General features: G+C 70.2%; 35 protein-coding genes and 1 pseudogene. 22 read left to right on the top strand and 14 right to left on the bottom strand.

What is annotated here, in order from left to right:
• Positions 1 to 12: 12 nt before the first annotated feature.
• Entirely contained in the window at positions 13 to 438 is a 426-nt protein-coding gene (gene dtd, locus M878_RS71565) for a D-aminoacyl-tRNA deacylase (RefSeq protein ID WP_031225453.1), read from the top strand.
• Between the two features lie 47 nt (positions 439 to 485).
• Here the strand turns inward: dtd and ygfZ are convergent, their stop codons facing one another.
• Genes ygfZ through M878_RS71550 form a run of 3 tightly spaced genes read right to left on the bottom strand, consistent with a single transcriptional unit; the run spans position 486 to position 2,497 of the window.
• Entirely contained in the window at positions 486 to 1,451 is a 966-nt protein-coding gene (gene ygfZ / locus M878_RS71560; protein ID WP_023549213.1) for a CAF17-like 4Fe-4S cluster assembly/insertion protein YgfZ, read from the bottom strand.
• A 10-nt stretch (positions 1,452 to 1,461) separates the two neighbouring features.
• The gene (locus M878_RS71555) at positions 1,462 to 1,905 is read right to left on the bottom strand and encodes a Fur family transcriptional regulator (protein ID WP_023549211.1); all 444 of its coding nucleotides are present in this window, start codon (positions 1,903 to 1,905) and stop codon (positions 1,462 to 1,464) included.
• A gap of 16 nt (positions 1,906 to 1,921) precedes the next feature.
• On the bottom strand, positions 1,922 to 2,497 hold the full coding sequence (locus M878_RS71550) for a heme-binding beta-barrel domain-containing protein (protein WP_023549209.1): 576 nt from the start codon (positions 2,495 to 2,497) through the stop codon (positions 1,922 to 1,924).
• A 340-nt stretch (positions 2,498 to 2,837) separates the two neighbouring features.
• Here M878_RS71550 and M878_RS97640 point away from each other — a divergent pair, with 340 nt between their 5' ends.
• Positions 2,838 to 3,032, top strand: coding sequence for a hypothetical protein (locus M878_RS97640; protein ID WP_158692726.1), 195 nt, complete (start codon positions 2,838 to 2,840; stop codon positions 3,030 to 3,032).
• Positions 3,033 to 3,040: 8 nt separating this feature from the next.
• Here M878_RS97640 and M878_RS71540 read toward each other — a convergent pair whose 3' ends face one another.
• Together M878_RS71540 and M878_RS71535 are read right to left on the bottom strand one after the other, a co-directional pair.
• On the bottom strand, positions 3,041 to 3,313 hold the full coding sequence (locus tag M878_RS71540) for a DUF397 domain-containing protein (protein WP_023549205.1): 273 nt from the start codon (positions 3,311 to 3,313) through the stop codon (positions 3,041 to 3,043).
• A complete protein-coding gene (locus tag M878_RS71535) occupies positions 3,295 to 4,137 on the bottom strand; it encodes a helix-turn-helix domain-containing protein (protein ID WP_023549203.1) in 843 nt (280 codons plus the stop codon). The genes M878_RS71540 and M878_RS71535 overlap by 19 nt, the downstream gene beginning before the upstream one ends.
• Positions 4,138 to 4,301: 164 nt before the next feature.
• Here M878_RS71535 and M878_RS71530 point away from each other — a divergent pair, with 164 nt between their 5' ends.
• From M878_RS71530 to M878_RS71520, 3 genes are read left to right on the top strand one after another with little or no spacing between them, the layout of a single operon-like run.
• Complete coding sequence (locus M878_RS71530; protein WP_023549201.1) at positions 4,302 to 4,706, top strand: hypothetical protein; 405 nt, start codon at positions 4,302 to 4,304, stop codon at positions 4,704 to 4,706.
• On the top strand, positions 4,703 to 4,948 hold the full coding sequence (locus M878_RS71525; protein WP_023549199.1) for a hypothetical protein: 246 nt from the start codon (positions 4,703 to 4,705) through the stop codon (positions 4,946 to 4,948). The genes M878_RS71530 and M878_RS71525 overlap by 4 nt, the downstream gene beginning before the upstream one ends.
• Entirely contained in the window at positions 4,945 to 5,307 is a 363-nt protein-coding gene (locus M878_RS71520) for a DsrE family protein (RefSeq protein ID WP_023549196.1), read from the top strand. Before M878_RS71525 ends, M878_RS71520 begins: the two co-directional genes overlap by 4 nt.
• Positions 5,308 to 5,313: 6 nt before the next feature.
• Here the strand turns inward: M878_RS71520 and M878_RS71515 are convergent, their stop codons facing one another.
• The gene (locus M878_RS71515; RefSeq protein WP_023549194.1) at positions 5,314 to 5,577 is read right to left on the bottom strand and encodes a DUF3099 domain-containing protein; all 264 of its coding nucleotides are present in this window, start codon (positions 5,575 to 5,577) and stop codon (positions 5,314 to 5,316) included.
• Positions 5,578 to 5,696: 119 nt separating this feature from the next.
• On the opposite strand from M878_RS71515, the gene M878_RS71510 reads away from it, so the two are divergent.
• The 4 genes from M878_RS71510 to M878_RS71500 all read left to right on the top strand — a co-directional run bounded on the left by M878_RS71510 (position 5,697) and on the right by M878_RS71500 (position 7,992).
• Positions 5,697 to 6,434 carry an LmeA family phospholipid-binding protein gene (locus M878_RS71510; RefSeq protein WP_023549192.1) on the top strand — a complete coding sequence of 246 codons (738 nt, stop codon included), beginning with the start codon at positions 5,697 to 5,699 and terminating at the stop codon, positions 6,432 to 6,434.
• Positions 6,435 to 6,631: 197 nt separating this feature from the next.
• Positions 6,632 to 6,712 (top strand): Ms5788A family Cys-rich leader peptide, encoded by an 81-nt coding sequence (locus M878_RS000000101895; RefSeq protein ID WP_351055874.1) that lies wholly within the window; start codon positions 6,632 to 6,634, stop codon positions 6,710 to 6,712.
• 125 nt (positions 6,713 to 6,837) lie between these two features.
• Positions 6,838 to 7,677 carry a sulfurtransferase gene (locus tag M878_RS71505; protein ID WP_023549191.1) on the top strand — a complete coding sequence of 280 codons (840 nt, stop codon included), beginning with the start codon at positions 6,838 to 6,840 and terminating at the stop codon, positions 7,675 to 7,677.
• A gap of 27 nt (positions 7,678 to 7,704) precedes the next feature.
• A complete protein-coding gene (locus M878_RS71500; protein ID WP_023549189.1) occupies positions 7,705 to 7,992 on the top strand; it encodes a DUF1416 domain-containing protein in 288 nt (95 codons plus the stop codon).
• 187 nt (positions 7,993 to 8,179) lie between these two features.
• Here the strand turns inward: M878_RS71500 and M878_RS71495 are convergent, their stop codons facing one another.
• The 3 genes from M878_RS71495 to M878_RS71485 are packed head-to-tail and all read right to left on the bottom strand — an operon-like array spanning position 8,180 to position 10,595.
• Entirely contained in the window at positions 8,180 to 9,427 is a 1,248-nt protein-coding gene (locus M878_RS71495) for a hypothetical protein (RefSeq protein ID WP_023549187.1), read from the bottom strand.
• Between the two features lie 4 nt (positions 9,428 to 9,431).
• A complete protein-coding gene (locus M878_RS71490) occupies positions 9,432 to 9,686 on the bottom strand; it encodes a MoaD/ThiS family protein (protein ID WP_023549185.1) in 255 nt (84 codons plus the stop codon).
• A gap of 57 nt (positions 9,687 to 9,743) precedes the next feature.
• Complete coding sequence (locus M878_RS71485) at positions 9,744 to 10,595, bottom strand: alpha/beta hydrolase family protein (RefSeq protein ID WP_031225452.1); 852 nt, start codon at positions 10,593 to 10,595, stop codon at positions 9,744 to 9,746.
• A 182-nt stretch (positions 10,596 to 10,777) separates the two neighbouring features.
• Between M878_RS71485 and M878_RS71480 the strand changes: the two genes are divergently transcribed.
• From M878_RS71480 to M878_RS71455, 6 genes are all read left to right on the top strand, one after another.
• A complete protein-coding gene (locus M878_RS71480; RefSeq protein WP_023549182.1) occupies positions 10,778 to 11,587 on the top strand; it encodes a response regulator transcription factor in 810 nt (269 codons plus the stop codon).
• A gap of 97 nt (positions 11,588 to 11,684) precedes the next feature.
• Positions 11,685 to 12,707, top strand: a complete 1,023-nt coding sequence (locus M878_RS71475; protein ID WP_078630339.1) for a LacI family DNA-binding transcriptional regulator — start codon at positions 11,685 to 11,687, stop codon at positions 12,705 to 12,707.
• Between the two features lie 267 nt (positions 12,708 to 12,974).
• On the top strand, positions 12,975 to 13,967 hold the full coding sequence (locus M878_RS71470) for a S1C family serine protease (protein WP_023549178.1): 993 nt from the start codon (positions 12,975 to 12,977) through the stop codon (positions 13,965 to 13,967).
• A gap of 47 nt (positions 13,968 to 14,014) precedes the next feature.
• Positions 14,015 to 14,296 (top strand): hypothetical protein, encoded by a 282-nt coding sequence (locus M878_RS71465; protein ID WP_023549177.1) that lies wholly within the window; start codon positions 14,015 to 14,017, stop codon positions 14,294 to 14,296.
• Positions 14,297 to 14,436: 140 nt separating this feature from the next.
• Positions 14,437 to 15,171, top strand: a complete 735-nt coding sequence (locus M878_RS71460; protein WP_023549175.1) for a response regulator transcription factor — start codon at positions 14,437 to 14,439, stop codon at positions 15,169 to 15,171.
• A 50-nt stretch (positions 15,172 to 15,221) separates the two neighbouring features.
• Entirely contained in the window at positions 15,222 to 16,640 is a 1,419-nt protein-coding gene (locus M878_RS71455) for a sensor histidine kinase (protein WP_078630646.1), read from the top strand.
• Positions 16,641 to 16,657: 17 nt separating this feature from the next.
• Here M878_RS71455 and M878_RS71450 read toward each other — a convergent pair whose 3' ends face one another.
• Positions 16,658 to 17,137 carry a MarR family winged helix-turn-helix transcriptional regulator gene (locus M878_RS71450; protein ID WP_023549171.1) on the bottom strand — a complete coding sequence of 160 codons (480 nt, stop codon included), beginning with the start codon at positions 17,135 to 17,137 and terminating at the stop codon, positions 16,658 to 16,660.
• A 121-nt stretch (positions 17,138 to 17,258) separates the two neighbouring features.
• Between M878_RS71450 and M878_RS71445 the strand changes: the two genes are divergently transcribed.
• Positions 17,259 to 18,125: an NmrA/HSCARG family protein gene (locus tag M878_RS71445; protein ID WP_023549169.1), complete on the top strand. Its 867-nt coding sequence runs from the start codon at positions 17,259 to 17,261 to the stop codon at positions 18,123 to 18,125.
• Between the two features lie 15 nt (positions 18,126 to 18,140).
• Here the strand turns inward: M878_RS71445 and M878_RS71440 are convergent, their stop codons facing one another.
• Genes M878_RS71440 through M878_RS71430 form a run of 3 tightly spaced genes read right to left on the bottom strand, consistent with a single transcriptional unit; the run spans position 18,141 to position 19,347 of the window.
• Complete coding sequence (locus tag M878_RS71440; RefSeq protein ID WP_023549167.1) at positions 18,141 to 18,326, bottom strand: DUF397 domain-containing protein; 186 nt, start codon at positions 18,324 to 18,326, stop codon at positions 18,141 to 18,143.
• The gene (locus M878_RS71435; RefSeq protein ID WP_023549164.1) at positions 18,323 to 18,526 is read right to left on the bottom strand and encodes a DUF397 domain-containing protein; all 204 of its coding nucleotides are present in this window, start codon (positions 18,524 to 18,526) and stop codon (positions 18,323 to 18,325) included. Before M878_RS71435 ends, M878_RS71440 begins: the two co-directional genes overlap by 4 nt.
• Complete coding sequence (locus M878_RS71430) at positions 18,523 to 19,347, bottom strand: helix-turn-helix domain-containing protein (RefSeq protein WP_023549163.1); 825 nt, start codon at positions 19,345 to 19,347, stop codon at positions 18,523 to 18,525. The genes M878_RS71435 and M878_RS71430 overlap by 4 nt, the downstream gene beginning before the upstream one ends.
• A 132-nt stretch (positions 19,348 to 19,479) precedes the next feature.
• Here M878_RS71430 and M878_RS71425 point away from each other — a divergent pair, with 132 nt between their 5' ends.
• From M878_RS71425 to M878_RS71400, 6 genes are all read left to right on the top strand, one after another.
• The gene (locus tag M878_RS71425; RefSeq protein ID WP_023549160.1) at positions 19,480 to 19,704 is read left to right on the top strand and encodes a hypothetical protein; all 225 of its coding nucleotides are present in this window, start codon (positions 19,480 to 19,482) and stop codon (positions 19,702 to 19,704) included.
• Positions 19,701 to 19,988 (top strand): hypothetical protein, encoded by a 288-nt coding sequence (locus tag M878_RS71420; RefSeq protein WP_023549158.1) that lies wholly within the window; start codon positions 19,701 to 19,703, stop codon positions 19,986 to 19,988. The genes M878_RS71425 and M878_RS71420 overlap by 4 nt, the downstream gene beginning before the upstream one ends.
• Before the next feature lie 92 nt (positions 19,989 to 20,080).
• Positions 20,081 to 20,407 (top strand): DUF6247 family protein, encoded by a 327-nt coding sequence (locus tag M878_RS71415; protein WP_023549156.1) that lies wholly within the window; start codon positions 20,081 to 20,083, stop codon positions 20,405 to 20,407.
• Positions 20,404 to 20,643, top strand: coding sequence for a hypothetical protein (locus M878_RS71410; RefSeq protein WP_031225450.1), 240 nt, complete (start codon positions 20,404 to 20,406; stop codon positions 20,641 to 20,643). Before M878_RS71415 ends, M878_RS71410 begins: the two co-directional genes overlap by 4 nt.
• A gap of 64 nt (positions 20,644 to 20,707) precedes the next feature.
• Entirely contained in the window at positions 20,708 to 21,982 is a 1,275-nt protein-coding gene (locus M878_RS71405; protein WP_023549153.1) for an ATP-binding protein, read from the top strand.
• Positions 21,979 to 23,109, top strand: a complete 1,131-nt coding sequence (locus M878_RS71400; RefSeq protein WP_023549151.1) for a tetratricopeptide repeat protein — start codon at positions 21,979 to 21,981, stop codon at positions 23,107 to 23,109. The genes M878_RS71405 and M878_RS71400 overlap by 4 nt, the downstream gene beginning before the upstream one ends.
• A 62-nt stretch (positions 23,110 to 23,171) precedes the next feature.
• Here M878_RS71400 and M878_RS71395 read toward each other — a convergent pair.
• A pseudogene (locus tag M878_RS71395) lies at positions 23,172 to 24,996 on the bottom strand (ABC transporter ATP-binding protein).
• Positions 24,997 to 25,143 lie beyond the last annotated feature (147 nt).

Raw genomic sequence — 25,143 nt, 5'->3', positions numbered from 1 at the left:
ATCATGGTCCGCATGCGTGCGGTGGTGCAGAGAGTGGACGGCGCGAGTGTCGTCGTGGACGGTGAGACGGTCGGCGCGATCGAGGGCGAGGGGCTGTGCGTGCTCGTCGGCGTGACCCACGAGGACACCAAGGAGAAGGCGGCACAGCTGGCCCGCAAGCTCTGGTCGATCCGCATGCTGCAGGACGAGAAGTCGTGCAGCGACATCGACGCCCCCCTGCTGGTGATCAGCCAGTTCACCCTGTACGGGGACGCGCGCAAGGGCCGGAGGCCGACATGGAACGCGGCGGCTCCGGGTGATGTGGCCGAGCCACTGGTGGACGAGGTGGTGGCTCAGCTGCGGTCACTCGGCGCGACGGTGGCTACGGGCCGCTTCGGTGCGCAGATGCGGGTGTCGCTGACGAACGACGGCCCGTTCACGGTGCTGCTGGAGATCTAGGCGTACGTTCGGCTGCACTTATCCCCAAGGGGCACCGCCTCGCGGAGCTACGGCTCGACCACGACCTCCTGCGCAGCCGCTGTCTCTCCGGCCAGGAGCCGCGCATGGAGCGGCACGTTCCGCTTCACCAAGGCCAGAGCCACCGGCCCGAGCTCGTGATGCCGTACCGAGGTCGTCACGAAACCGATCTTGCGGCCCTCGGGGCCCTCGTCCGCGACGCGGAGCTCCGTGCCCGGTACCGGGAGGTGGACGTCGCTGCCGTCCAGGTGGAGGAAGACCAGCCGGCGCGGGGGCTTGCCCAGGTTCTGGACGCGGGCGACCGTCTCCTGACCCCGGTAGCAGCCCTTCTGCAGATGCACCGCCGTATCGATCCAGCCCAGCTCGTGCGGGATGGTCCGGTGGTCGGTCTCGAAGCCGAGCCGGGGCCGGTGGTGCTCGACGCGGAGCGCCTCGTAGGCGAGGAGACCCGCGGCCGGACCGTGCGTGGCCGCGAAGGACTCCAGGTCCTCGCGCGGCAGGAACAGATCACGGCCGTACGCCGTCTCGCGGACCACGACGCCCTCGGGTACCTCGGCGATCGACCCGGCCGGCAGATGGACGACGCCGAAGTCGGCGGTCCGGTCGGCGACCTCCACCCGGTAGAAGAACTTCATCGACTCCAGGTACGCGATCAGCGCGTCCTGCGTACCGGGCTCCACGTGCGCCCAGACGGTCGTACCGTCGTCCACCAGGTACAGCGCGTGCTCGATGTGCCCGTGCGCGGACAGGATCAGCGCCTCGGTGGCCTCGCCGGGCGGCAGCTCGCTCACGTGCTGGGTGAGCAGCAGATGCAGCCAGCTCAGCCGGTCCTCGCCGGAGACGGTGACGACTCCCCGGTGGGAGAGGTCGACGAAACCGGTGCCGTCGGCGAGGGCGCGCTGCTCGCGGAACAGGTCGCCGTAGTGGGCGGCGACACCTTCGTCCACACCCTCGGCGGGGACGGCGCCGGGCAGGGACAGCAGAGGGCTCTTCATACGGGCCACCCTACGACGCGGTAGTTGAACTCTTCAGCTTCAACGAGCAGTCCTCGCACCGGCCGAAGATCGCGAAGTGCTTCATGTCGGTGTCGAAGCCGAACTGCGCGCGGAGCTTCGCCGTGAACTCGGCGGCGACCGCCACATCGGCCTCGATCACGTTCTCGCAGTCACGGCACACCAGGTGCAGATGGTGGTGGCGGTCGGCGAGGTGGTAGGTCGGCGCACCGTGCCCGAGGTGGGCGTGGCTGACCAGGCCCAGCTCCTCCAGCAGCTCCAGGGTCCGGTAGACCGTGGAGATGTTGACCCCCGACGCCGTCTTCCGCACCTCCACGAGGATGTCGTCGGGGGTCGCGTGCTCAAGGGTGTCCACGGCTTCGAGGACAAGCTGGCGCTGCGGAGTCAGCCGGTAGCCGCGCTGCCTGAGGTCGCTCTTCCAGTCGGTGCTCACCACACCGACGAGTCTAGAACTACTTGAAGAACGCGATGCCGTCGTCCGGCATGTCGTCGGGCAGGGCCTTGGCCCAGCGCTCGACGTCCTCCGGGGTGACAACCTTCTTCAGGTGGGCCGACATGTAGGGGCGCAGCTCGACGTCGGGCGTCTGCTTCTCGCCGACCCACATCAGGTCGCTCTTCACATACCCGTAGAGCCGCTTGCCACCGCTGTACGGCTGCGAGACGGCCGTCCGGGCGACGGCGTCCGTGACCAGGTCGATCTGCGGCTTCTTGTCGGCCATCTCGCCGTACCAGATCTCGATGACACCGTCGTCGCGGGTCATCGTCACCTCGACCTTGCGGTCGGCGTCGATCCGCCAGAAGCCGGATTCCGACTCCAGCGCGCGGACCTTGTTGCCGTCCTGGTCCAGCACCCAGGTGTGCGAGTGGTACTCCAGGAAGTCCCGGCCGTCATGGGTGAAGCTGACCTCCTGCCCGAAGTTGCACTTCTCCGAGCCGGGGAAGTCGTGCACGCCCGCACCGGCCCAGTTGCCGAGCAAGAAGGCGAGCGGGACGAGGTCCTTGTGCAGGTCGGACGGGATCTCGATCATGAGGGGAAGCTTCCTGGATCTTTCCTTGGCGTGGGTCAGCGCTGGCCCTGGTACAGCTTCTTCACGGTCAGCCCGGCGAAGGCGAGCACGCCGACGCAGACCAGGACCAGCAGGGTTTCGAAGAATGCTTCCACGGGTGCTCCTTGAGCGAGGGCGGGCATACGACAGAGCCGGGGCCCAGCTTACGCGGCCGGGGATGGGGCCTCCTGATGAGGTGGGCCGACCAGGGTCCCGGCCGCCCGCATCGGGGCCGCACCGCCATTCGGCCCGCCTGGCTCGCCCCGGGTTCGGGCGGCACCGAACCTTGATCCAGGTTCGACCTGAGATCGGAGAGAAGAGCATGCTCAAGGTGCTGCGAACGATGGCGACGGGTGTAGCTGCCTGTCTCTTGCTGGCGGTCACGTCGACTACTGCCCACGCCCGGAACACCGGCTACGTGGAACACGCCCCCGATCCCGGCACCCATCGTTCTGCGGCCCTGTCAGACGTCAAAGACCTGGTGGGCACCCCGCTGAATGCCAGACTCTTCGGCTGAGCCCCTGGTCACCCCCGCTTGACTCCCTCGACAAAGTCCGCCCAGGCGCCCGCGCCGATCAGCAGGGGGGTGCGGGTGGTGTCCTTGCTGTCACGGACGGGGACGAGGGGGAGGTTGTCGGCGACCTCGACGCACTCGCCGCCGTCCGGGTTGCTGTAGCTGCTCTTGCGCCAGTCTGCGACGCTCAGGAAGTCGTCGGAGACTTCGATGCACTCGCCCCCGCTCGTGTTGCTGTAGCTGCTCTTGCGCCAGGTCACGCCGCTCAGGTCGATGGCTCGCACGGCACTTCCTCCAACATCCGCAGGATGAACTTCCGCGACTCGGCCGGTGACAGCGCCAGGTCACGCATCGCATCGTACCTACGCTGTAGCAGCTCAACTGAGGTGTCTTCTTCGATGAGTTCACCACGCAGGTCGTTCTCGGAATAGGCGACCGTCCGACCGCCCGGCAGCCGCAGGAACATCACGGCGGTGTTCATCAAGCCGTGGGGGCCAGCGCTGAACGGCAGCACCTGGAGGGTGATGTTCTGGCGCTCGGCGGACTCCGCCAGGTGCTCCAACTGACCCCGCCACGCCCTCTCGTCGCGCAGCGAAGTACGCAGCACGGCCTCGGAGAGGATGACGCGGAACAGCGGTGGATCGTCACCGTCCAGCAACTGTCGTCGCCCTAGGCGTGCTTCGACCTGCTGCTCCAGTTCAGGGCCCTTGATCCAACCCACGGCAAGCGCCTCGTGTGCGTACCCGGCCGTCTGGAGCAGGCCCGGCGGTGCGCTCACGGCGTAGTGCCACAGGCTGATGGCCTCCGCCTCCAGCAGCATGTAGCGCCGGTACTGCTCCCTGAACTGCGTCGGATCCGCCACCGCCAGCTCCCACAGCGTCACCAGCAATCCCGGCGTCCCGTAGAACTGATCCAGCGCCTGTACGACCTCGGGCCCGCCAAGCGTTCGCCCGCTCTCCATCTTGCTGAACAGGGACGCGTCCCAGCCCACTTCCTTCGCGAGGTCCCGCAGGCTCAAACCCCGCTCGGTCCTCAGACGCCGTAACTCCTCGACGAACCGCCCCCTTGGCTCCTGGCTCCGTCCCGTGATCACCAACCGCTGTGGCATCGCGCTCCTGTTGAATTTGTTGAATTTGGCGGGCCCAGCGTTGAACTTGGGCCTCTCAACAGCCCAAACGCCTTTTCCATGCGCCATGCTCGAAGCATCCGAACACGCAGCGTAGTTCAACGCTCGCGCTGCGTTCAGGCGTTCACGGAAAGGAGCGGACCCCGATGACAACGAAGTCGGAGCCCCTCGAACCCGGATCCGTCCTCTACGACCCGGCGACCAGCCAGGTCGGCGAATACCGGGACAAGTCAGGCCCGTACGCGATGCTGCGCCCCGTCGGCGGCGGCCAGGAGTGGCAGGCCGACCCGGCCTCGCTCCGCCCGGCCACACCTCGGGAGCGACTGAGCGCCGAGGTGCGGGCGACGAACCAGCACACCCGCGCGGCCGGTGCGAGCGCACCGCCGACCCCCGAGGACCTCAGCCGCCCGCCCCGGCCGGTCCCCGGCTGCCCTGCCTGCGCGGAGCTTGCCGGGCGCAGGGAGACCGCCCGTGCCGAGTACGACCGCAGCGCCGAGACCGACGCGAACGTCCTGCTGCGCCAGCACCAACGGAAGGAGCACCGGGCATGACGGGGCTGCCGTACGAGGAGTGCAAGCGGCGGCAGGCGGAGGGGCGTACGCCTCGGGACCCGGAGTTCGTCCAGCCCGCATACGCGGTGCCGCCCTTTCACCCGTATTTCGCCGAGCAGGCCCGGCAGAGACGGCGCCGGCGGCGGTCGGTCGACGGAGCCGTCGTCAGCGGCGTGCTCACCGTGCTCTGTGTCGCCACGCTGATCGTCACCGTCGTCGCCGCGGCTACGCTGCCCGTATGACCAAGAAGCTCGTGATCAAGGTGACGGCGGGGGCGGACGCCCCCGAGCGCTGCTCGCAGGCCTTCACCGTGGCGGCGGTGGCCGTGGCCAGCGGTGTCGACGTCTCGCTGTGGCTGACCGGGGAGTCGTCCTGGTTCGCGCTGCCGGGGCGGGCGGCGGAGTTCGAGCTGCCGCACGCCGCCCCGCTGCCGGATCTGATCGAGTCGATCCTCGCCGCCGGGCGGATCACGCTGTGCACACAGTGCGCGGCCCGGCGGGAGATCACCGAGAAGGACGTCATCGAGGGCGTACGGATCGCGGGGGCGCAGGTCTTCGTGCAGGAGGCGCTGGCGGACGGGACGCAGGCGCTCGTCTACTGAGCCTTGTCACGAGCGCGGGGGCTTCTTGCCGTCCAGTTCGTCCCACCACTCGTCGGACTGGGGATCGCCGGACGGGTCGTCCCACCAGCGGTCCTCCGGGCCCCGCCGGTTCGCGACCATCGCGGCGACCGGTGGGATGAGCATGGCCACCACACACATGGCGACGGCCGCCGGGACCGACCAGAGGCGTACGACTCCCCAGGCCAGGACGAAGAGGCCGATGCACGTCCCCATCATGGCGAAGTAGATGTGCCGCCGCCGCGCGTACATAAGACCAGGGTAGGTCCGGAGGTCCCTGTCACAACTGATCCACAATCGCAGCCCCCGACCGGCCCGCAGGGTTACCGTGACGTAGCCACACCAGTCTCCGCCCCGGGGGGAAACACCACATGCGCGCCCTGCGAATAATCCTGATCCTCGTCGTGATCCTGGGTGGGCTGTTCGTGATCGCGGACCGGGTCGCCGTGCACTTCGCCGAGGGGGAGGCGGCCGGCAAGCTGAAGTCGACGGAGAAGCTCGCATCGACGCCGGATGTGAACATCAAGGGGTTCCCGTTCCTGACCCAGGTCGCGGGCGGATCGCTCGACGACGTCGAGGTCGGGATCAAGGACTACGACGCCGCCACCGGGACCGACGGGAAGACGATCCGGATCGACGACCTGAAGGCCGACATGAAGGGCGTCTCCTTCTCCGGGGACTACAGCTCGGCCACCGCGGACAGCGCCACCGGCACCGCGACGATCTCGTACTCCGAGCTGTTGAAGACCGCCAAGTCCCAGCCGACCGAGGTCGCCCCCGGGATCACGGCCCGGATCGTCGGCCTCTCCGACGGCGGCAACGGCAAGATCAAGGTCATGGTCGAGGGCACCATCTCCGCCCTGGGGATCAAGCACACGGTGCCGGTGCTCAGCTCGGTGACCGTCGAGAACGACAAGGTGCAGGTCCACGCCGACTCGCTGCCCAGGCTCGGCGCCGCCGCGATCGCCGACAGCCGCATCCGTGAGATCACCGACTTCCAGCAGGCCGTCGACCAGCTGCCCGGCGGCATCAAGCTGGACAAGGTGCAGGCCGCGGCGAATGGTGTGGAGATCACGGTGAAGGGTTCCGACGTCAAGCTGGCGGGGTAGCAGTAACGCTCATGGACAAGGATCGTCCGACTGGCGAGACGATGTCGTCCGTAGCGTAGATACGAGACCCGAACAAGCGCTCGGCAGGCCACGCGACGGCCGCCGAGCGCTTTTCTCATCCCACTATACGGACGATCGCGTCTCGTCATATGACACACCGGTGACACGCCCGCCCGGACGTCCCTACGATCGAGCCCATGAGGCGACAGGCGGATCTCACGAAGCGGCGGGCAGTGGACCTGTGCCGCGTTGCCGCCATGCTCTGTCGCCCCTTCTGAGCGAAAGTCCCCGAACTTCCGCGTCTCACCCCCTGCCCTGCTGGAAGGGCACCCGTGCGCCGTACGCGCGCACCCCCCCTCTCTACTCGCACGCCCTGCCGCAACTGCCCCGGAGGAGAAAGAGCATGAGCCGCAGCGACGTCCTCGTCGACGCCGACTGGGTCCAGGACAACCTGGACAACCCCAACATCGCGATCGTGGAGGTGGACGAGGACACGTCCGCCTACGAGAAGAACCACATCAAGAACGCGATCCGTATCGACTGGACCAAGGACCTGCAGGACCCGGTCCGCCGCGACTTCATCGACCAGGCCGGCTTCGAGAAGCTCCTGTCGGCGAAGGGCATCGCCAACGACACCCTGGTGATCCTCTACGGCGGCAACAACAACTGGTTCGCGTCGTACGCCTACTGGTACTTCAAGCTCTACGGCCACGACAACGTCAAGCTTCTCGACGGCGGCCGCAAGAAGTGGGAACTGGACGCCCGCGAGCTGGTCGAGGAGGTCCCGGAACGCGCCGAGACCACCTACAAGGCCAAGCCGCAGAACACCGCCATCCGTGCCTTCCGTGACGACGTCGTCGCCGCGATCGGCTCGTACAACCTGGTCGACGTGCGCTCGCCCGACGAGTTCTCCGGCAAGCTGCTCGCCCCGGCGCACCTGCCGCAGGAGCAGTCGCAGCGTCCGGGTCACGTCCCGAGCGCGAAGAACATCCCGTGGTCGAAGAACGCCAACGACGACGGCACGTTCAAGTCGGACGAGGACCTGAAGGCCCTCTACGCCGAGGAGGACGTGGACCTCGCCAAGGACACGATCGCCTACTGCCGCATCGGTGAGCGCTCGGCCCTGACCTGGTTCGTGCTGCACGAGCTGCTCGGCGTCGAGAACGTCAAGAACTACGACGGTTCCTGGACCGAGTACGGCTCCCTCGTCGGCGTGCCGATCGAGCTCGGCGCCGGCAAGTAAGACACCCCCTTCATCAGGAGAAACAGCATGTGTGGAGCGAAGGCCGGCGGTCCGGACGCCTCGACGATCAAGCCCGGTGAGACCACGATCCAGGGTCAGGTGACCCGTGACGGCGAGCCGGTGACGGCATACGTCCGTCTGCTCGACTCGACCGGCGAGTTCACCGCGGAGGTTCCGACCTCGGCGACCGGTCAGTTCCGGTTCTACGCGGCCGAGGGCACGTGGACCCTGCGGGCGCTCGTACCGGGCGGCTCCGCCGATCGCACGGTTGTCGCCCAGAAGGGCGGGCTTGCCGAGGTCGCCATCGCCATCTGAGCGAATGCAGCAGTGACGGGCTGAAAGGCCGTACCCCTGGGGTTGGACGCCAGTGGGGGTACGGCCCTTCGGCTACTCGCCACGGGAAGTACCTCGCCATTGCCGGGTGCGGGTCCATCGTGGCTTGTCGCGCAGTTCCCCGCGCCCCTTGAGCACGCTGCAGCTCGCCTGCCCAGGGGCGCGGCGCCTAGCCCAGGGCGCGCCCCAGTACCCAGACCGCCGGGGCCGCCGCCGACAGGGGCAGGGCCACGCCAGCCGTGAAGTGGACGAAACGGGACGGGTAGTCGTAGCTCGCGACCCGGTGGCCGATCAGGGCGCAGACGCCCGCCGCCACGCCCAGGGCCGCCCCCTTCGGGCCCAGCCCCGTCACATCGCCCACGGCGATCCCCGCACCCGCGGCGGCCAGCAGCGACACCACGATCGCGGCCGGCCCGGGCAACGGCAGAGCCTTCGCCACCATCGCCACGGCCACCGCCGCCGCGCCCACGGACACCGCGTGCGGGTCGGCGCCCAGATACCCGGTGGCCAGTACCGACAGCGCCGCCGAGACAACCGTCGCCATCAGGCCGTACATCCGCTCGTCCGGCGAGGCGTGCGAACGCAGCTGCAGGACCAGGGACAGCAGAACCCAGACGCCGAGGGGGCCGAGGATCGCGGCGGGCGCATTGTCGCGGCCTGCGACCAGGACGGCCACGTCGGCGGCGAGCCCGCCCGCGAACGCCAGCGCGATGCCCTGCCGGGCCGGCCACATACCGTTCAGCCGGAACCAGCCCGCCGCCGTCACCGCCTGGAGCACCACCAGGGGGGCGACCAGCGCGTACGAGGCGACCGGCGCCGTCACCGCCAGGAGCAGACCCAGCACCGCGGTCAGCAGCGCCGGCTGCATGCCGGGCTCGATGATCGGCGAACGGCCCTCCAGCCGCGCCCGCTGGGCATCGGTGATCCGGGCGTTGCCGGCGAGCGTGGCGGGTCCGTAGTCCGGCTCGGACTCCGGTACGGCTTCCGGTGCCGGTGCCGGTGCTGGTTTCGGTGCGGGTGCGGCCGTCCGTTCAGGCCGCGACTGCGGCATCGGCTGCGGCTGCGGCTGCGCCATCGGCTGGGGCTGGGGCGCCGATGTGTACGGGCCCGCGTACGGCTGCTGCTGTTGGTGGTACTGCCCCTCGTACTGCTGCTGCGGCGGCAGATACGCCGTCTCCGACGCCTGCGCGGGCGTCTGCAGCGACGCGTGCGTCTGTGAGTCCCAGGTCTGCCCCTGCCAGTGCTGGGTGAGCTGGGGGTCGTAGCCGGGCTGCTGCTGCCCGTGTCCGGCGTACTGGTCCTGCTGGGGCCATTGCTGCTGCTGATTCTGATGCTGCTGATAAGGGTCGTAACCCTCGTAGCCCTCGTACGGGTTGCCCTGATAGGGCTGACCGCCCTGATACGGCTGGTCGCTCATCGCCTCACCCTCCTGCGAACGGCGGGAGCACCTCGACCGTGCCGCCCTCGGCCAGCCGTACCGTCTCATGCGCGCGGGTCCCGACGGGGTCACCGTCGATGAGGAAGGAGCATCGCTGCAGCACGCGCGTGAGTTCACCGGGGTGTCGCGCGCGTACGGCGGCCAGCGCGTCGGCGAGCGTGTCCGCGTCGTACGGCTCCTCGGCGACCTGGGCCGCGGCCTTCGCGGCGGCCCAGTAGCGCACCGTGACCTGGGGCATCTCGTTCCTCAATCGACGGCAAGGGAAATTCAAAGACAGAGAACAGATGGTGTCAGGCTAGCCCGCCCGGGCCACAGTCCAGTCCGCGATCCGGGCGAGCAGCGCGTCGTCCGCCGCGTGCTCCGCGTGGCCCATGCCCGGCTCCACCCACAGTTCCCCGTGGTCACCGGCCGCCTCGGCGAGCATCCGGGGGTGGTCGAGGGGGAAGTAGCCGTCGCGGTCGCCGTGCACGATCAGAAGGGGAGCGGGGGCGATCCTGGGGACCGCCTGCACCGGTGACAGCGGTACCGGGTCCCAGTCGCGGTGATGGATGCGGGTGCGCAGGCCGTAGCGGCCGACCAGACGGCCCTCGGGGCGGGTGACCAGCCAGTGCAGCCAGCGCATGGGGGCCGTGCCCCGGTAGTACCAGCGGGCGGGGGCGCTGACCGAGACCACCGCGTCCGTCGTGCCGGGGTGCAGGGCCGCGTGGCGCAGGACCACCGAGCCGCCCATGGAGAAGCCGACGGTCGCCACGCGCGCGTGGCCGCGGCCGCGGGCCCACTCGACGGCGGCCGCGAGGTCCAGGACCTCCTTGTCGCCGACCGTGGACCGGCCTCCGGAGCGCCCGTGGCCGCGGAAGGAGAAGGTGACGACCGCGCCGTAACGGGCCAGGACGCCCGCCACCCTTCGTACGTGCGGGCGGTCCACGTCCCCGGTGAAGCCGTGCGCGACGACGAACACCAGGCCACGGGAGGGGGAACGGCCGACGTCCGGGAGTGTTTCGTATACGAAGGTGCCCGGGTCGTATACGAAATCGATCGGAACCCCGTCGGCGGTGCGCAGAAACGTCCTGATAGAGGCCTGTCTGCCTGTCTCGGGATTCGGACGAACGGTGGAATGCACCACTTGACCTGCCGGACGGTTCCTCATGTGGGCTATTCTGCTGGGCATGAGGACTCGGGCAGCGCAGCCCCCGGGTCCTTTTGTGCTTTCGGAAGCGTTGTATACGAAGCGGGAAACCTCAGGTGACCGTGGGTGTGTACGGGGCCTTCGGGATCGCAGAGCAGTGCCCGTCCGCACAGCCTCGCAGGGACCGAGGAGGAACCAGACGTATGAGTTCTCTGCTGCTCCTGACCAACGCCCTCCAGCCGTCGACGGAGGTGCTCCCCGCCCTCGGCCTGCTTCTGCACAACGTGCGGGTCGCCCCGGCGGAGGGCCCCGCCCTGGTCGACACCCCGGGCGCCGACGTCATCCTCGTCGACGGCCGCCGCGACCTGCCGCAGGTGCGCAGCCTGTGTCAGCTGCTGCGCTCCACCGGCCCCGGCTGTCCGCTGATCCTCGTCGTCACCGAGGGCGGCCTCGCCGCCGTCACCGCCGACTGGGGCATCGACGACGTGCTCCTCGACACCGCCGGCCCCGCGGAGGTGGAGGCGCGGCTGCGGCTGGCCATGGGCCGGCAGCAGATCGTCAACGACGACTCCCCGATGGAGATCCGCAACGGCGACCTGTCCGTGGACGAGGCGACGTACAGCGCGAAACTCAAGGGGCGGGTCCTCGACCTGACCTTCAAGGAGTTCGAGCTGCTGAAGTACCTCGCCCAGCACCCGGGCCGGGTCTTCACCCGCGCCCAGCTGCTGCAGGAGGTGTGGGGCTACGACTACTTCGGCGGCACCCGGACGGTCGACGTGCACGTACGGCGGCTGCGCGCCAAGCTCGGCCCTGAGCACGAGTCGCTGATCGGCACCGTACGGAACGTCGGTTATCGATTCGTTACGCCCGAGAAGGCCGACCGGTCCGACCGGTCCGGCGACAAGACCGGCCGGTCCGGCGAGGAGGCCAGGGCCAGGGCGGACCGGGCAAAGGCGGAAGATGCGGACGCCTCCGCCGTGCCGAGCGGCGAGGAGATCCACGCAGACGTCTAGCGCATGCATGGAACGGGCTCGGGCGGGGCATTGCTTCCGCACATCCAAGCACTGATACGCCCTGCCCAGAGCGGGTCCATCCGCGTAGACTCCGCGCGTGGCCAAGGTGACTCGGGATGATGTGGCGCGGCTGGCGGGAACTTCGACCGCCGTTGTCAGCTATGTCATCAACAACGGACCCCGGCCGGTCGCCCCGGCCACGCGCGAGCGTGTCCTCGCCGCGATCAAGGAGCTGGGGTACCGCCCCGACCGGGTCGCCCAGGCGATGGCCTCGCGCCGCACCGACCTCATAGGCCTGATCATCCCCGACGCCCGCCAGCCCTTCTTCGGCGAGATGGCGCACGCGGTCGAGCAGGCCGCCTCCGAGCGCGGGAAGATGGTCCTGGTCGGCAACACCGATTACATCGGTGAACGCGAGGTCCACTATCTGCGCGCCTTCCTGGGCATGCGCGTCTCCGGGCTCATCCTCGTCTCGCACGCCCTGAACGATCTGGCCGCCGCCGAGATCGACGCCTGGGACGCCCGGGTGGTCCTGCTGCACGAGCGGCCCGAGGCCATCGACGATGTCGCCGTCGTCACGGACGACCTGGGCGGCGCCCAGCTCGCCGTACGCCATCTGCTGGAGCACGGCTACGAGTACGTCGCCTGTATGGGCGGTACGGCGGAGACACCGGCCGTCGGCGACCCGGTCTCCGACCACGTCGAGGGCTGGAAGCGGGCCATGGCCGAGGCGGGGCTGTCCACCGAGGGCCGGCTGTTCGAGGCGCCGTACAACCGCTACGACGCCTATCGCGTCGCCCTCGACGTCCTCTCCGGGCCGCACCGCCCGCCGGCGGTCTTCTGCTCCACCGACGACCAGGCGATCGGCCTGCTGCGGGCCGCGCGCGAGCTGCGCATCGACGTGCCCGGCGAGCTGGGGGTGGCCGGCTTCGACGACATCAAGGAGGCGGCGCTCGCCGACCCGCCGCTGACCACGGTCGCCTCGGACCGCTCGGCGATGGCCCGGGCGGCGGTCGACCTGGTCCTGGACGACGGGCTGCGGGTCGCGGGGTCGCGCCGGGAGCGGCTGAAGACGTTCCCGTCCCGGCTGGTGGTGCGGACGTCCTGCGGCTGCCAGTAGCTCCGCTGGTCCGGCCGTAGCTCCGCTGGTCCGGCCGTGGCTCCGCTGGTCCGGCCGTGGCTCCGCTGGTCCGGCCCGTCGTGCGGCTTACGGCCGTCGGTGGCCGGTCGCGCGGTTCCCCGCGCCCCTGGGGTGTTTTCGTGAGACTCGTCTGAGAGGCTTCCCTGAGCAGCCCCGGTCCGTCTTTATATCGGGCAAACGAGGTTCTGCCGGGCTTCTCAGCCAGCACTCAGGAAGCTCTCATGGTCACCGGGGAGGCTACTTGTCATGACCGAGAGCCAGGGTGCGTACACCCAGCAGCAGCACAGCTACTCCGCTCCCGCGAACCCCGAGTGGCCGCCCCCGCCGCCGTACCAGCCGGCCACGGATCCCGCTCCCCATAAGCGCGAGCGCAACCGGGGTCCGGTCGCCCTCCTCGCGGCCGTCGCGATCGTCGCGGCGGCGGTCGGCGGCGGCACGGCGTACGCCTTCCAGGAGCTGACCGGCAAGGACACGGTCGCCGCCGCCGGCCCGAGCACCCATGTGGTGCCCTCCAGCAAGAAGGGCGACGTCGCCGCGATCGCGGCCGCGGTCAGCCCGAGCGTGGTCGAGATCCAGGCCACCCTCAGCAACGGCTCGTCCACCGGCTCCGGCGTGATCATCACCTCGGGCGGCGAGATCGTCACCAACAACCACGTCATCTCCGGCGCGCAGTCCATCAAGGTGCGCACCAGCGACGGCAAGAGCTACACCGCCCAGGTCGTCGGCACCGACAGTTCCAAGGACCTCGCGCTGATCAAGCTGCAGGGCGCCTCCGGTCTGAAGCCCGCGTCCCTCGGCAACTCGTCGAGCGTCCAGGTCGGCGACTCGGTCGTCGCGATCGGCTCCCCCGAGGGCCTGACCGGCACCGTCACCAGCGGTATCGTCTCCGCCCTCAACCGGGACGTGACGGTCTCCACCGATGAGAACCAGGGCCAGAACCAGGGCGGCGACGGCAACTGGCCGTTCCAGTTCGGCGGCCGTCACTTCAACGGCGACACGGGTTCGTCGACGACGACGTACAAGGCGATCCAGACCGACGCGTCCCTCAACCCCGGCAACTCCGGCGGCGCGCTGATCGACGCGGGCGGCAACGTCATCGGCATCAACTCCGCGATGTACTCGTCGAGTCAGCAGTCCTCGTCGTCCTCGGACGCGGGCAGCATCGGCCTCGGCTTCGCGATCCCCGTCAACACCGTCAAGTCCGACCTGGCCAAGCTCCGGGCGGGCAACAACAGCTAACGCTCCACCCTCAGCCACCGGGGGGCACGTCCAGCAGGGAGTACGTCATGATCACCAAGGTTTCGCACCAGATCGCCGTCCGCGGCCCCGCCGACATCATCCTGGCCCTCTCGGTCTCCCAGACCCTGCACGCGCCCATCCCGGCACCCCGCGAGCCCGAGCCGTCCTCCCGCGCACCCCGGCCGGCACCCCGCGCGCCCAAGCCGGCGCCCCGCGCACCCGAGCTGGTCGTGACACAGTTCCCCGAGCTGATGGGCCTGCGCACCGGCCCCGTCCGCACGCACCGCCGCAAGGTGCCCCTGAACCGCCTGACCGCGGTCCGGGCCTGACACCGGCGGTGTGCCGGGCCCGAGCCCGACGATGTGCCTCCCGGCCCGCCGATCGTGGCAGGCTGAGAGGCACCCGCCCATCCCACACCACCCGCGCCCCCGCCCATCCCACCCACCCGCACCCCGAGGAATCGCGAGCGATGAGTCCCGCCGAAGGCGACCGTGACCCCCAGCGCATCCTGATCGTCGACGACGAGCCGGCGGTACGCGAGGCGCTCCAGCGCAGCCTCGCGTTCGACGGGTACGACACGGAGGTGGCCGTCGACGGCGCGGACGCTCTGGAGAAGGCCACCGCCTACAAGCCCGACCTGGTCGTCCTGGACATCCAGATGCCCCGCATGGATGGCCTGACGGCGGCCCGCCGCATCCGCGGGGCCGGCGACCACACCCCGATCCTCATGCTCACGGCCCGCGACACGGTCGGCGACCGGGTCACCGGCCTCGACGCGGGCGCCGACGACTACCTGGTCAAGCCCTTCGAGCTGGACGAACTGTTCGCCCGGATCCGCGCACTCCTGCGCCGCAGCTCGTACGCGGCCGCGGTGTCGGCCCAGGCTCAGGAGGACGAGGCACTGACCTTCGCCGACCTGCGCATGGACCTCGCGACCCGCGAGGTCACCCGGGGCGACCGCCAGGTCGAACTGACCCGCACGGAGTTCACCCTGCTGGAGATGTTCATGGCGCACCCGCGCCAGGTCCTCACCCGCGAGCAGATCCTCAAGGCGGTCTGGGGCTTCGACTTCGAGCCGAGCTCGAACTCCCTGGACGTCTACGTCATGTACCTGCGCCGCAAGACCGAGGCCGGCGGCGAGCCGCGGCTCGTGCACACGGTGCGGGGCGTGGGGTACGTCCTGCGACAGGGCGGCGCCGAGTGAGCAGGCTGCTGCGGCGCTACCGCGCGCTGCCGATCCGGGCCCGGCTGGCGATGCTGGTCGCGGCGGCGGTGGCGTTCGCGGTGGCGGCGGTCTCGGTGACCTGCTGGTTCATCGTGCAGGGGAAGCTGTACGACCTGGTCGACAAGGATCTGCAGAATTCCTCGCAGCGTCCCGTGCACGCCGGGCAGGTGATCGACCTGCTGGCCGCATGCCCGCAGAAGCCGACGGAGGCCTCCGGCGGCTGGCCGGCCCGCAACACCATCTACTCGCAGTTGATCAAGGCGGACGGCACGGCCTGTGTCTCGACGGGCTCCCCGGGCGTGGTGCGGACCACCTCGGCCGACCGGGCGATCGTCGGGCGCGACACCAGCCAGGGCGGCATTCTGCGCAACGGCACGGACACCGACGGCAACCCGGTGCGAGTGCTCACCATGCCGCTCGTGGTCGCCACGGACAACGGGCTCCAGTCGTATCCGGGTGCCGCCTGGATGACCGCCGTCCCGCTCGCGAACACCGAGAAGACACTCAACGAGCTCGCGCTCGTCCTTCTCCTCGTCTCCGGGATCGGCGTCATAGGAGCCGGTGCCGCAGGGCTCGCCGTCGCCCGTGCGGGCCTGCGCCCCGTCGACAGACTGACCGAGGCCGTGGAGCACGTGGCCCGGACCGAGGACCTGGCCGTCCGGATCCCGGTGGAGGACGACAGCGACGACGAGATCGCCCGCCTCTCCCGTTCCTTCAACTCGATGACCACCGCCCTGGCCAGCTCCCGCGATCTCCAGCAGCAGCTGATCGCCGACGCCGGCCATGAGCTGCGGACGCCCCTGACGTCGTTGCGGACGAACATCGAACTCCTCACCCGCAGCGAGGAGACGGGCCGGCCGCTCCCGCCGGAGGACCGCAAGGCCCTGCTCGCCTCGGTGAAGGCCCAGATGACCGAACTGGCCTCGCTGATCGGCGACTTGCAGGAGCTGTCCCGCTCGGAGGGGCAGCAGGGCGAGCGCGTCCAGGTGGTGTCGTTCCAGGACACGGTCGAGGCGGCTCTGCGCCGCGCCCGCCTTCGCGGCCCGGAGCTGACGATCACGGCGGACCTGGAGCCCTGGTACGTCCGGGCGGAGCCGACCGCGCTGGAGCGGGCGGTCGTCAACGTCCTCGACAACGCGGTGAAGTTCAGCCCGGGCAGTGGCACGGTCGAGGTGCGACTCACCGAGGGCATCCTGACCGTCCGCGACCACGGCCCCGGCGTCCCCGAGGACGAACTCCCGCACGTCTTCGACCGCTTCTGGCGCTCCCCCAGCGCCCGCGCCCTGCCGGGCTCCGGTCTCGGCCTGTCCATCGTGGCCCGTACGATCCAGCAGGCGGGCGGCGAGATCACCCTGTCCCGCGCGGACGGCGGCGGCACGGTGGCGACGGTACGACTGCCGGGCGCACCGGCACTGCCGCCGGAGACGTTCGAGACACAGGCCGGCTGAGCGGGGGGCCGCGCGGCTCAGTCCGGCTTCGGCAGGGTGCGAAGACGCTGGATCTGGGTGCGGCTCAGGTCGTTCGCGCGGCGCATATGGCGGGTGATCGCCTTCAGTTCGTCCTCGCTGTGCTCGTCGAGCAGCGTCTGCCAGGTGCGGCCCAGCTCGTCCCAGACCGCGGTGACGCGCGCGAGGCGCTCCGGCACCGGGGTGACCAGCACCCGGCGGCGGTCCCGCACGTCCGGCGTACGGGCCACATAGCCGCCGCGTTCGAGCCGGTCCACCAGCCGGGTGGCCGAGCCCGTGGTGAGACCGGTCATGTCGGCGATCTGCCGGACGGTGAGCGGCTCGGGCTCGACGGTCAGCAGGCTCAGGGCCTGAACGTCGGTGGGGTGCAGGCCGAGGTGATCGGCGACAGCCTGGTTGAACAGCACGAACGCCGCGTGGTAGCGGCGCGATTCCGTCGCCAGCTCCTCGTACAGCCGGGCCCGGTGCGGGTCGGTCATGGACTCGCCTCCAAAAATCACTGCGCGACGCAGTGAAACTCGCGCTACCGTCTCTCCTGCGTGCCGCAGTTAATGCGTCACGCAGTCATCATTCATCCTATGCACCCACCGGGGGACACCCATGCTCACCGTCGCCGTCACCGGCGCCACCGGCGCCCAGGGCGGAGCCACCGCCCGTACTCTCCGGGCCGCCGGCCACCGCGTCCGCGCCCTGACGCGCCGCCCCGACTCGGCTGCCGCCGACGCCCTGCGCGCCCTCGGCGCCGAGATCCGCCACGCCGACTTCGACGACCGCGCCTCCCTCGACGCGGCCCTGACCGGAGCGGACGCACTCTTCGCGGTCACGACCCCCTTCGGCACCGACACGGCAACCGAGGTCCGGCAGGGCACAACCCTCATCGACGCTGCCGCGGCCGCCCGCCTCGGGCACGTCGTCCTCACCTCCGCCGCCCACGCCGACCGCGGCACCGGCATCCCGCACTACGACAGCAAGTACGAGATCGAGCGGCACCTGCGCGCATCCGACGTGCCCTGGACGGTGATCGCCCCGGCCGCCTTCATGGACAACTACACCGCCGGCTGGACCCTGGCCGGACTGCGCGAGGGCGCCTTCGGCTGGCCCATGCCCGCGGACCGGCCCTTCGCCCTGATCCCCGCCTCCGACATCGGCGCCTTCGCCGCGCTGGTCTTCGGCCACCGGAAGGAATTCGCGGGCCGCCGTATCGACATCGCCTCCGACACCCGCACCGCGGCCGAGATCGCGGCCGCCCTCACCACCGCCACGGGCGGCCCGATCACCCACCACGAGGTCGCCCTCGACCACGTCCGCACCCACTCCGAGGACTTGGCGGCGATGTTCGCGTACTTCACCACGACGGGCCTCGACGTCGACGTCCCCGCACTGCGCCGCGCCTATCCGGAGGTCAGCTGGACGACCTTCGCCAACTGGGCAGCCGACCAGAACTGGCCCGCGCTGCTGGGGAATTGAGAGGCGACTGGACGCCTACAGCGTCCTCACGAACGCCGACCAGGAGGCGGCCGAGAAGACCAACGGGCGGGACGCGGGGGTCTTGCTGTCCCGGACCGGGACGACGCCGGGGTAGCCGTCGGCGACCTCGACGCAGTCGTTCGCTCCCCCTTCGCTGTAGCTCGACTTGCGCCAGGCGGCGGTGCCCGGGTCGAAGATCACGCCGTCTCCTTCACGCCGCGCACGAAGGCGTCCCAGGACGTCGCCGAGAAGATCAGCGGGTGGGCGGAGGGGACCTTGCTGTCGCGGACAGGGACGACACCGGGGTAGCCGTCGGCGACCTCGACGCAGTTGTTGTCTCCCCCGTCGCTGTAGCTCGACTTGCGCCAGGTGGCGGTGCTGAGGTCGGGGGTCTGCTTCATGATCGGTACTCCTCCAGTACGTCCTTGATGAACGCGAGCGAGTCGGACGGGGACAACGCCATGTCCCGGAGCCGATCGTAGGACAACCGGTGCCGCAGAACCTCGTCCGGTTCATCGATCAACTCGCCATGGCTGTTGCCCTCGACGTAAGCAACACCGCTGCCGTCCTTCTGCCACAGCAGCGTCAGCGACGCCTCCATGTGGTGATGGACTCCGGCGGAGAAGGGCAACACCTGAAGCGTCATGTTCGGCCACTTCGCCACCTCCTCGATATGGCGCAACTGGTCCTCCCAGGTCTGCGGGAGAGCGGCGGGGCGCCGGAACGCATACTCGTCGATGACGATACGGACGCCGGGCGGCGGCTTCTGCCGCAGCAGGTACTGCCGTCCGAGGCGGGCCGCAACCTGCTCCTCGATCCAGTCGTCGCCCTCCAGTGTTGTCTGGGGCCCAGACAACGCCTCCCTCGCGAAGTCCTCGGTCTGCAGAAGTCCGGGCACACCCGGCGCGTACTTCCACATGATCCGCGCCGTCGCCTCCAGCCCCATGAACTCCTTGTACCGATCCCTGAACGCGTCCAGCCGGGCCATCTTCCAGTGACCAACCAGCAGGTCACCGGTGCCGTAATACCCGTCCAGGTCCTCCATGACCGTCACCTTGGACAGCCGCTCACCGGACTCCAAGCGGCTCAAGTAGCTCTTGTCGTACCCGGTTTCCTCAGCCAACTGCCCCAGCGACTTCCCGGCCTTCTCGCGCAGCACCCTCAGCGTCTGTCCCAGCACAGCCCGCCCGGAAACCGGCTTCGCGTCAACGTCCTCGCCCACGTCACCCCTCCCCGTTGCCTGGCGCCCCAGGCAACACCGGACCTCTTCCGCAGCGTACGCCGCAGCTGTGACGATCAGGGCACGAACGGTAATCACCGCTCGTCAACCCCCTGCCGCTCAAGGAGCTTCGACGTGCGCGCACGTACCGCCGGAGTCATCGAATCGCTGCTGCTCCTGCTCATCAGGGCCCTGCTGCCCGCCCGGGGCCGCCGCCGCGCGGGCCTGATCCAACTGCCCGACATGCACCCGCCGTTGACCACACGCCCCGACCCCCCGCACGACGCCGAAGCACACATCTTCTGGTACGACACCCCCCTCGTACGCCCGTACCTCCAGGAAGTGGAGGTGTTCGCGTGAGTGGCGGACTCCGCCTCCTGCCGTGGAGCACCCCGGAGGGCAAACCCTGCTACCTCAGCACCGGCAGCGACCACAGCAGGCTCTCCCTCCTCGCGGACGACGTGGAGGCAACCCAGCTCGACTCGGGGGAACAAGTACTCGCAGGTGCCAAGGCCGTGCTTGCGGACCATGCCGCGGGGGAAGACGCGGTGCGCTTCGCGCTGACCAGGGCCTCGGAATCGCTGACGGAAGTACTTCGCATCGCCTACAGCAGAGGCGCGCGCATCCACCCCCACGACTGTTGATGCGCCGCTTCCACCCGCCCTCGCACTCCCCCAAGGTCTACCGTGGACTCCCAGGCACCCCAACCGCCCCGGCCGGAGAAACGAGCGCGATCATGACCCACGAGGTGGATCCGAACTCCTGCGAGAGAACCCCGGACGCGATCCGTGCGGCTCTGCAGCGGCGCCCCGACTGGCTGCGGGCCTTCGAGCAGGACTGGCTGAGCGCCGCGGCGGATTTCGACCAGCCTGCCCTCGACGCGGTTATCGAGAAGTGGTTCCCCTTCGCCTGTGCCTGCGCCACCCCCGGGTACCTCGACGAGGTGGAGCAGACCCTCAAGCGCATGACGGAAGGCGAAACAGAGGGCATGGTCTTCCACGACGCGGACGGCAACGTCTACGACGCCGACAACCATCACATCGACACGAGCAGGTGCAGGTGAGCGCGTACTCGATCAGGTACGTGGAGCGAGCGGCTCAGCGCAAGGCCGCACTGGCAGGGCCCCAACGGGCATCACTGGAGACCTTGGAGAAGCAGCTCAGTCTCAACCCGTTCGGCCCTCCTGCGATCAGCAACCGTGACAACAGCTGGTCGGCCGCGTTCACCGGCGGCTTCATCACGTACGTCGTATCGAACCGGCACGTCGTGATCAACGTCATCGATCTGGTGGCGCTCTGACCCTGGCTTCCGTCACCGGGCCCAAGCGGAAGTGACCGCATAGCGGCTCCGTAGGCTGGAGTCCATGCCGGAAGACTCTCCTCTGATCCAGAGCCTGCGTACGGCCGTTGCCGCCGCGCCCGCCGATGTGCCGCTCCGACTGCATCTGGCCGAACTCCTCCTGGGCGAGGGGCAGCCCGACGCCGCGGTCGCCGAGGCTGCCGTCGCGTTGCAGCACGCGCCGGGGGACGCACAGGCGCGGCAGCTCATGGCCCGCGCCATGGGCCTGCCCCAGCAGCCGGCCCCCGCCGCACCGGAGGTCCCCGCGGCCTCGCAGCCCGCCCCGGCAGGGCAGCGCCCCGGTTTCGACTGGAAGGCCGCCGAAGAGCAGGTCGGTGATGTCGTACCGCCGCGGTTCGTCGAGGCGGAGGAGCCGATGCGGGCGGACGGGGAAGGCGACCCCGGGGACGCCGAAGCCTGGGACGTGGAGCGGCCCGGGGGGCTGCGGCTCGCCGACGTCGGCGGGATGCAGGAGGTGAAGGACCGGCTGGAGGCCGCCTTCCTCGCGCCCCTGCGCAATCCCGAACTGCAGAAGCTGTACGGGAAGAGCCTGCGGGGCGGGCTGTTGCTGTACGGGCCTCCGGGCTGCGGGAAGACCTTCATCGCGCGGGCCGTCGCCGGGGAACTCGGGGCGTCCTTCCTGTCCGTGTCGGTCAGCGACGTGCTCGACATGTGGACCGGCAACTCCGAGCGCAACATGCACGAGGTCTTCCAGACCGCCCGTCGGCAGGCGCCCTGTGTCCTCTTCCTCGACGAGCTGGACGCCCTCGGCGCCAAGCGCAGCCGCACCCTGCACGGCGGCATGCGCAACACCGTCAATCAGCTGCTGACCGAGCTGGACGGGGTCGACGGGGGCGCCAACGACGGGGTGTTCGTGCTCGCCGCCACCAATGTGCCCTGGGACGTCGACAACGCGCTGCGGCGACCGGGGCGGCTGGACCGGACCCTGCTCGTGCTGCCGCCGGACGCACCCGCCCGTGAGGCGATCCTCCGCTACCACCTGCGGGACCGGCCCATCGAGAACATCGACCTCACCAAGCTCGCCAAGGCCACCGACGGGCTCTCCGGCGCCGATCTGGCCCATGTGTGCGAGGCCGCCGCCGAGCGGGCACTGCTCGACTCCGCCCGGACCGGGACCGTACGGATGATCGGGATGAAGGACCTGCTGGCCGCCGCCAAGGAGGTCGTACCGTCCACCGAGCCGTGGTTCGCCGCCGCCCGGAACGTGGCGATGTTCGCCAACGAGGGCGGCATGTACGACGACCTCGTCGCCTATCTGAAGAGGCGGCGCAAGCTGTGAGCGGCGCCGTGCACCCTGCCGTGGAGCGGGCCGAGATGCTGATCGAGCTGGAGCGCGTCGGCGAGGCCAGGACGGTGCTTGAGAAGCGGCTCGCCGAAGACCCGGACGACATCCGCGCGCTGGTGAAGTACGCCCGGTGTCATCTGGTGGGCGAGAAGGACCCGGCCAAGGCGCTGGAGACGGCCGAGCGGGCGCTCGCGCTCGACCCCGGGGACATCGGCGCGCTCATCATGCGCGCACACGCCCTGCGCTGGGTCGACGGTTTCCGCTTCCCGGAGGCCGAGGGCGTCCTGCGTGAGGTGATCCGCCTCGCTCCCGAGTACTGGTACGGGTACGCACTGCTCGCCGACTGGCTGTGGCGCATCAGGTTCATCAGTGCCGGGCGCGCGGGCGGCGGTCGGGTCCCGGACGGCACCATGGACGCCGCCCTGCGGGAGGCCGGCGAGGTGGCCCGGGAAGCCGTCCGCCTCGGCCCCGAGGAGGTGTACGCGTACGAGGTGGCGTGGCTGATCGCCGACCGGGCGGGCAACCGTACCGTCGCCGACCAGCTCGACCAGGTCATCCTCCGCCTCGACCCGAACCACGCGGGGGCTCTGGCCCGGCGGACCACGAAGGCCGCCGCCGCACCCGGCGTCAAGGCCGCCGAGGCCGCCACCCTCTACGCCGACGCCCTCGCCGCCACCCCGCACTCCAGACCCCTGCAGCAGGGCCTGGACCACGCCTCCTACCGGCTGCTGCGCGGGGTGCGCTGGATCGCCCTGCTCAGTCTGGGGCTCGCCGGTGTGCTGCTCGATCTGTGGACCAAGGACGGGCAGGTCCCGCGTGAGCTGCCGGTCTCCCTCGGCCAGCGGCTGTGGTACTTCGTGCCCGTCGGCGCCCTCTGGGCCGTCGGCGCGCTGCTGCGCTACCGCCGGCTGCGGACCGGCGTCCGCTACAACCTCCGTTCCCTGATCCACCGCCGCCGCTGGCCCCGGATCGTCCTCGGCCAGGCCGCCTGGGCCGTGCTGTGTGCGCTGGTCATCAGCCAGGTGCCGTGGACCGAGCGGACGGTGCCGCGGATCGTCTTCTGGGTGGGGCTGGTGCCGACGCTGGCGACGATCTGGTTCGACCGGAAGAAGACCACCTGAAGACCCAGAAGACGCTGAAAACCCTGCAGCCCGCCAAAACCCTGTAGCCCGCCGGAGCCTCCTCACCACCTGAGGATCAGCGTGTCCTCGCCCTTCGGCGGCGTTGCCGACGCCGCCTCCGGCAGCGGCAACGGCAGCGCCAGTCGCGCGTACGCGCCGCCCCGCGCCAGGAGTTCCTCGTGCGTGCCCGTCTCCACGAGGCGGCCGTGGTCGATGACCAGGACGCGGTCGGCGTCGGGGGCGAGGGACAGATCGTGGGTGATCATGATGGTCGTACGGCCGGACATCAGGCGGCGCAGGGGCTGGACCACCTGGCGGGCGGCGATCGCGTCCAGGCCCGCCGTCGGCTCGTCCAGGACGAGGACCGGGGCCGCGCGCAGCATCGCGCGGGCGATGGCGATGCTCCCCCAGTGCCTTAAGGGCCTGGGGGGACTCCCAGAGCTGGCCGCCGGAGAGGGCGGCGGTGCCGGGGGCGATGGGGGTGTCGTAGCCCTCGGGGAGCGTGCTGATGAACTCGTGCGCCGCCGCGTCCCGCGCCGCCTGCTCGATCTCCGTGTCCGTCGCCCCGGGGCGGCCGCAGGCGATGTTCTCGCGGATCGTGCCGTTGAGGATCAGGGTCTGCTGCGGCAGCAGGGCGATCTGCTCGCGCAGGAAGTGCAGGGGCAGGTCCCTGAGCGGCACGCCGTCCAGGGTGATCACGCCGGCCGAGGGGTCGTAGAAGCGGGAGAGGAGCTTGGCGAGGGTGGACTTGCCTGCGCCGCTCGCGCCCGTGACGATCACCAACTCACCCGGCTGGGCGGTGAGTTCGACGTCCCGGAGCGAGGCGCGCGCGGAGCCCGGGTAGCGGAAGGAGACCTGGTGGAAGCCGACCCGGCCGTGTACGGGCCACGCGGGGACAGGGGTGGCGGGGTCGGTGACGGCGGGCTCGGCGTCCAGGATCTCGCCGATGCGGTGGGCGCCGGCGGTGGCCGCGGTGACGGTCAGGCCGAGCTGGCCGAGGGCGCGGATCGGCGGGTAGAGGTAGCCGAGGAAGGCGGCGAACGCGAGGAGCCGGCCGAAGGTCATCCGGCCGGCGGAGATCTCCCACACGCCCAGGCCGATCACCGCGAGCACGCACAGCGTCTCCACGACCTCGACGAACTGCGCGTACATCTCGCTCAGCCGCGCCCCGCGCACACTGGCCCGCATCCAGGCACGCGCCTCGCGCTCCAGCCGCCGCTCCTCGTCGGCGCGCCGGTTGTAGGCCTGGGTGAGGACGATGTTGCCGAGCGACTCCTCCACCACCGAGGTGATCGCGCCGTCGGCGACCCGCTCGGCGCGCGAGGCCTGCTCGATACGGCCGGAGAAGCGGCGCGCGGCGAGCAGGAACAGCGGCGCGAGGACGAAGGTGGCCAGCGCCAGGTCCCAGCGCAGCCAGAAGGCGGCGGTGGCGTAGAAGACGGCGGAGAAGGCTGCCGATACGGCTCCTACGACGCCCGAGACCACCAGCTGCTCGATGGACTCGACGTCTCCGGTGAGCCGTTCGACCAGGTCGCCCTGGCGGTGGCGCTGGAAGAAGTGCGGGGGCAGGTCCTGGACATGGCGGAAGACGGCCGCGCGCAGGCGCAGCACGAATCTCTCCGCGGTCCAGGTGGCCAGGGAGTTGCCGAGACAGCCGACGAACGCGGCGAGCGCGGCCACGCCGAGCCAGGCACCGGCCGGCCCCCAGAAGGCGGACAGCCGGCCGGTCTTCAGGGCGTGGTCGGTCAGCTGGGCGAACAGCAGGATCGCGGCGGTCTCGGCGAGCGCGGCCACGGCCACGCAGGCGATGACCGCCCAGAGCCACTTGCGGTCCCCGCGGGTCAGCGGCCAGAACCGGCGGAAGGCCTCGCGGGCTTCCCTCAGCATCGGCAATTCCTTTCCACAGCTGTGGACACGACCTCGGACACGGCGGAGGCGGGGCCACCGGTGCGACCACGCAGTAACCGGTGACCCCGCCTCACGACGGCCTTGCTCAGCAGTGCTTCTTGCCGATGGGGGCGAGCTTGCGGAAAG

Source organism: Streptomyces roseochromogenus subsp. oscitans DS 12.976 (assembly GCF_000497445.1).
Classification (GTDB): domain Bacteria; phylum Actinomycetota; class Actinomycetes; order Streptomycetales; family Streptomycetaceae; genus Streptomyces; species Streptomyces oscitans.
This window is presented reverse-complemented; position numbering and strand designations above follow the sequence as displayed.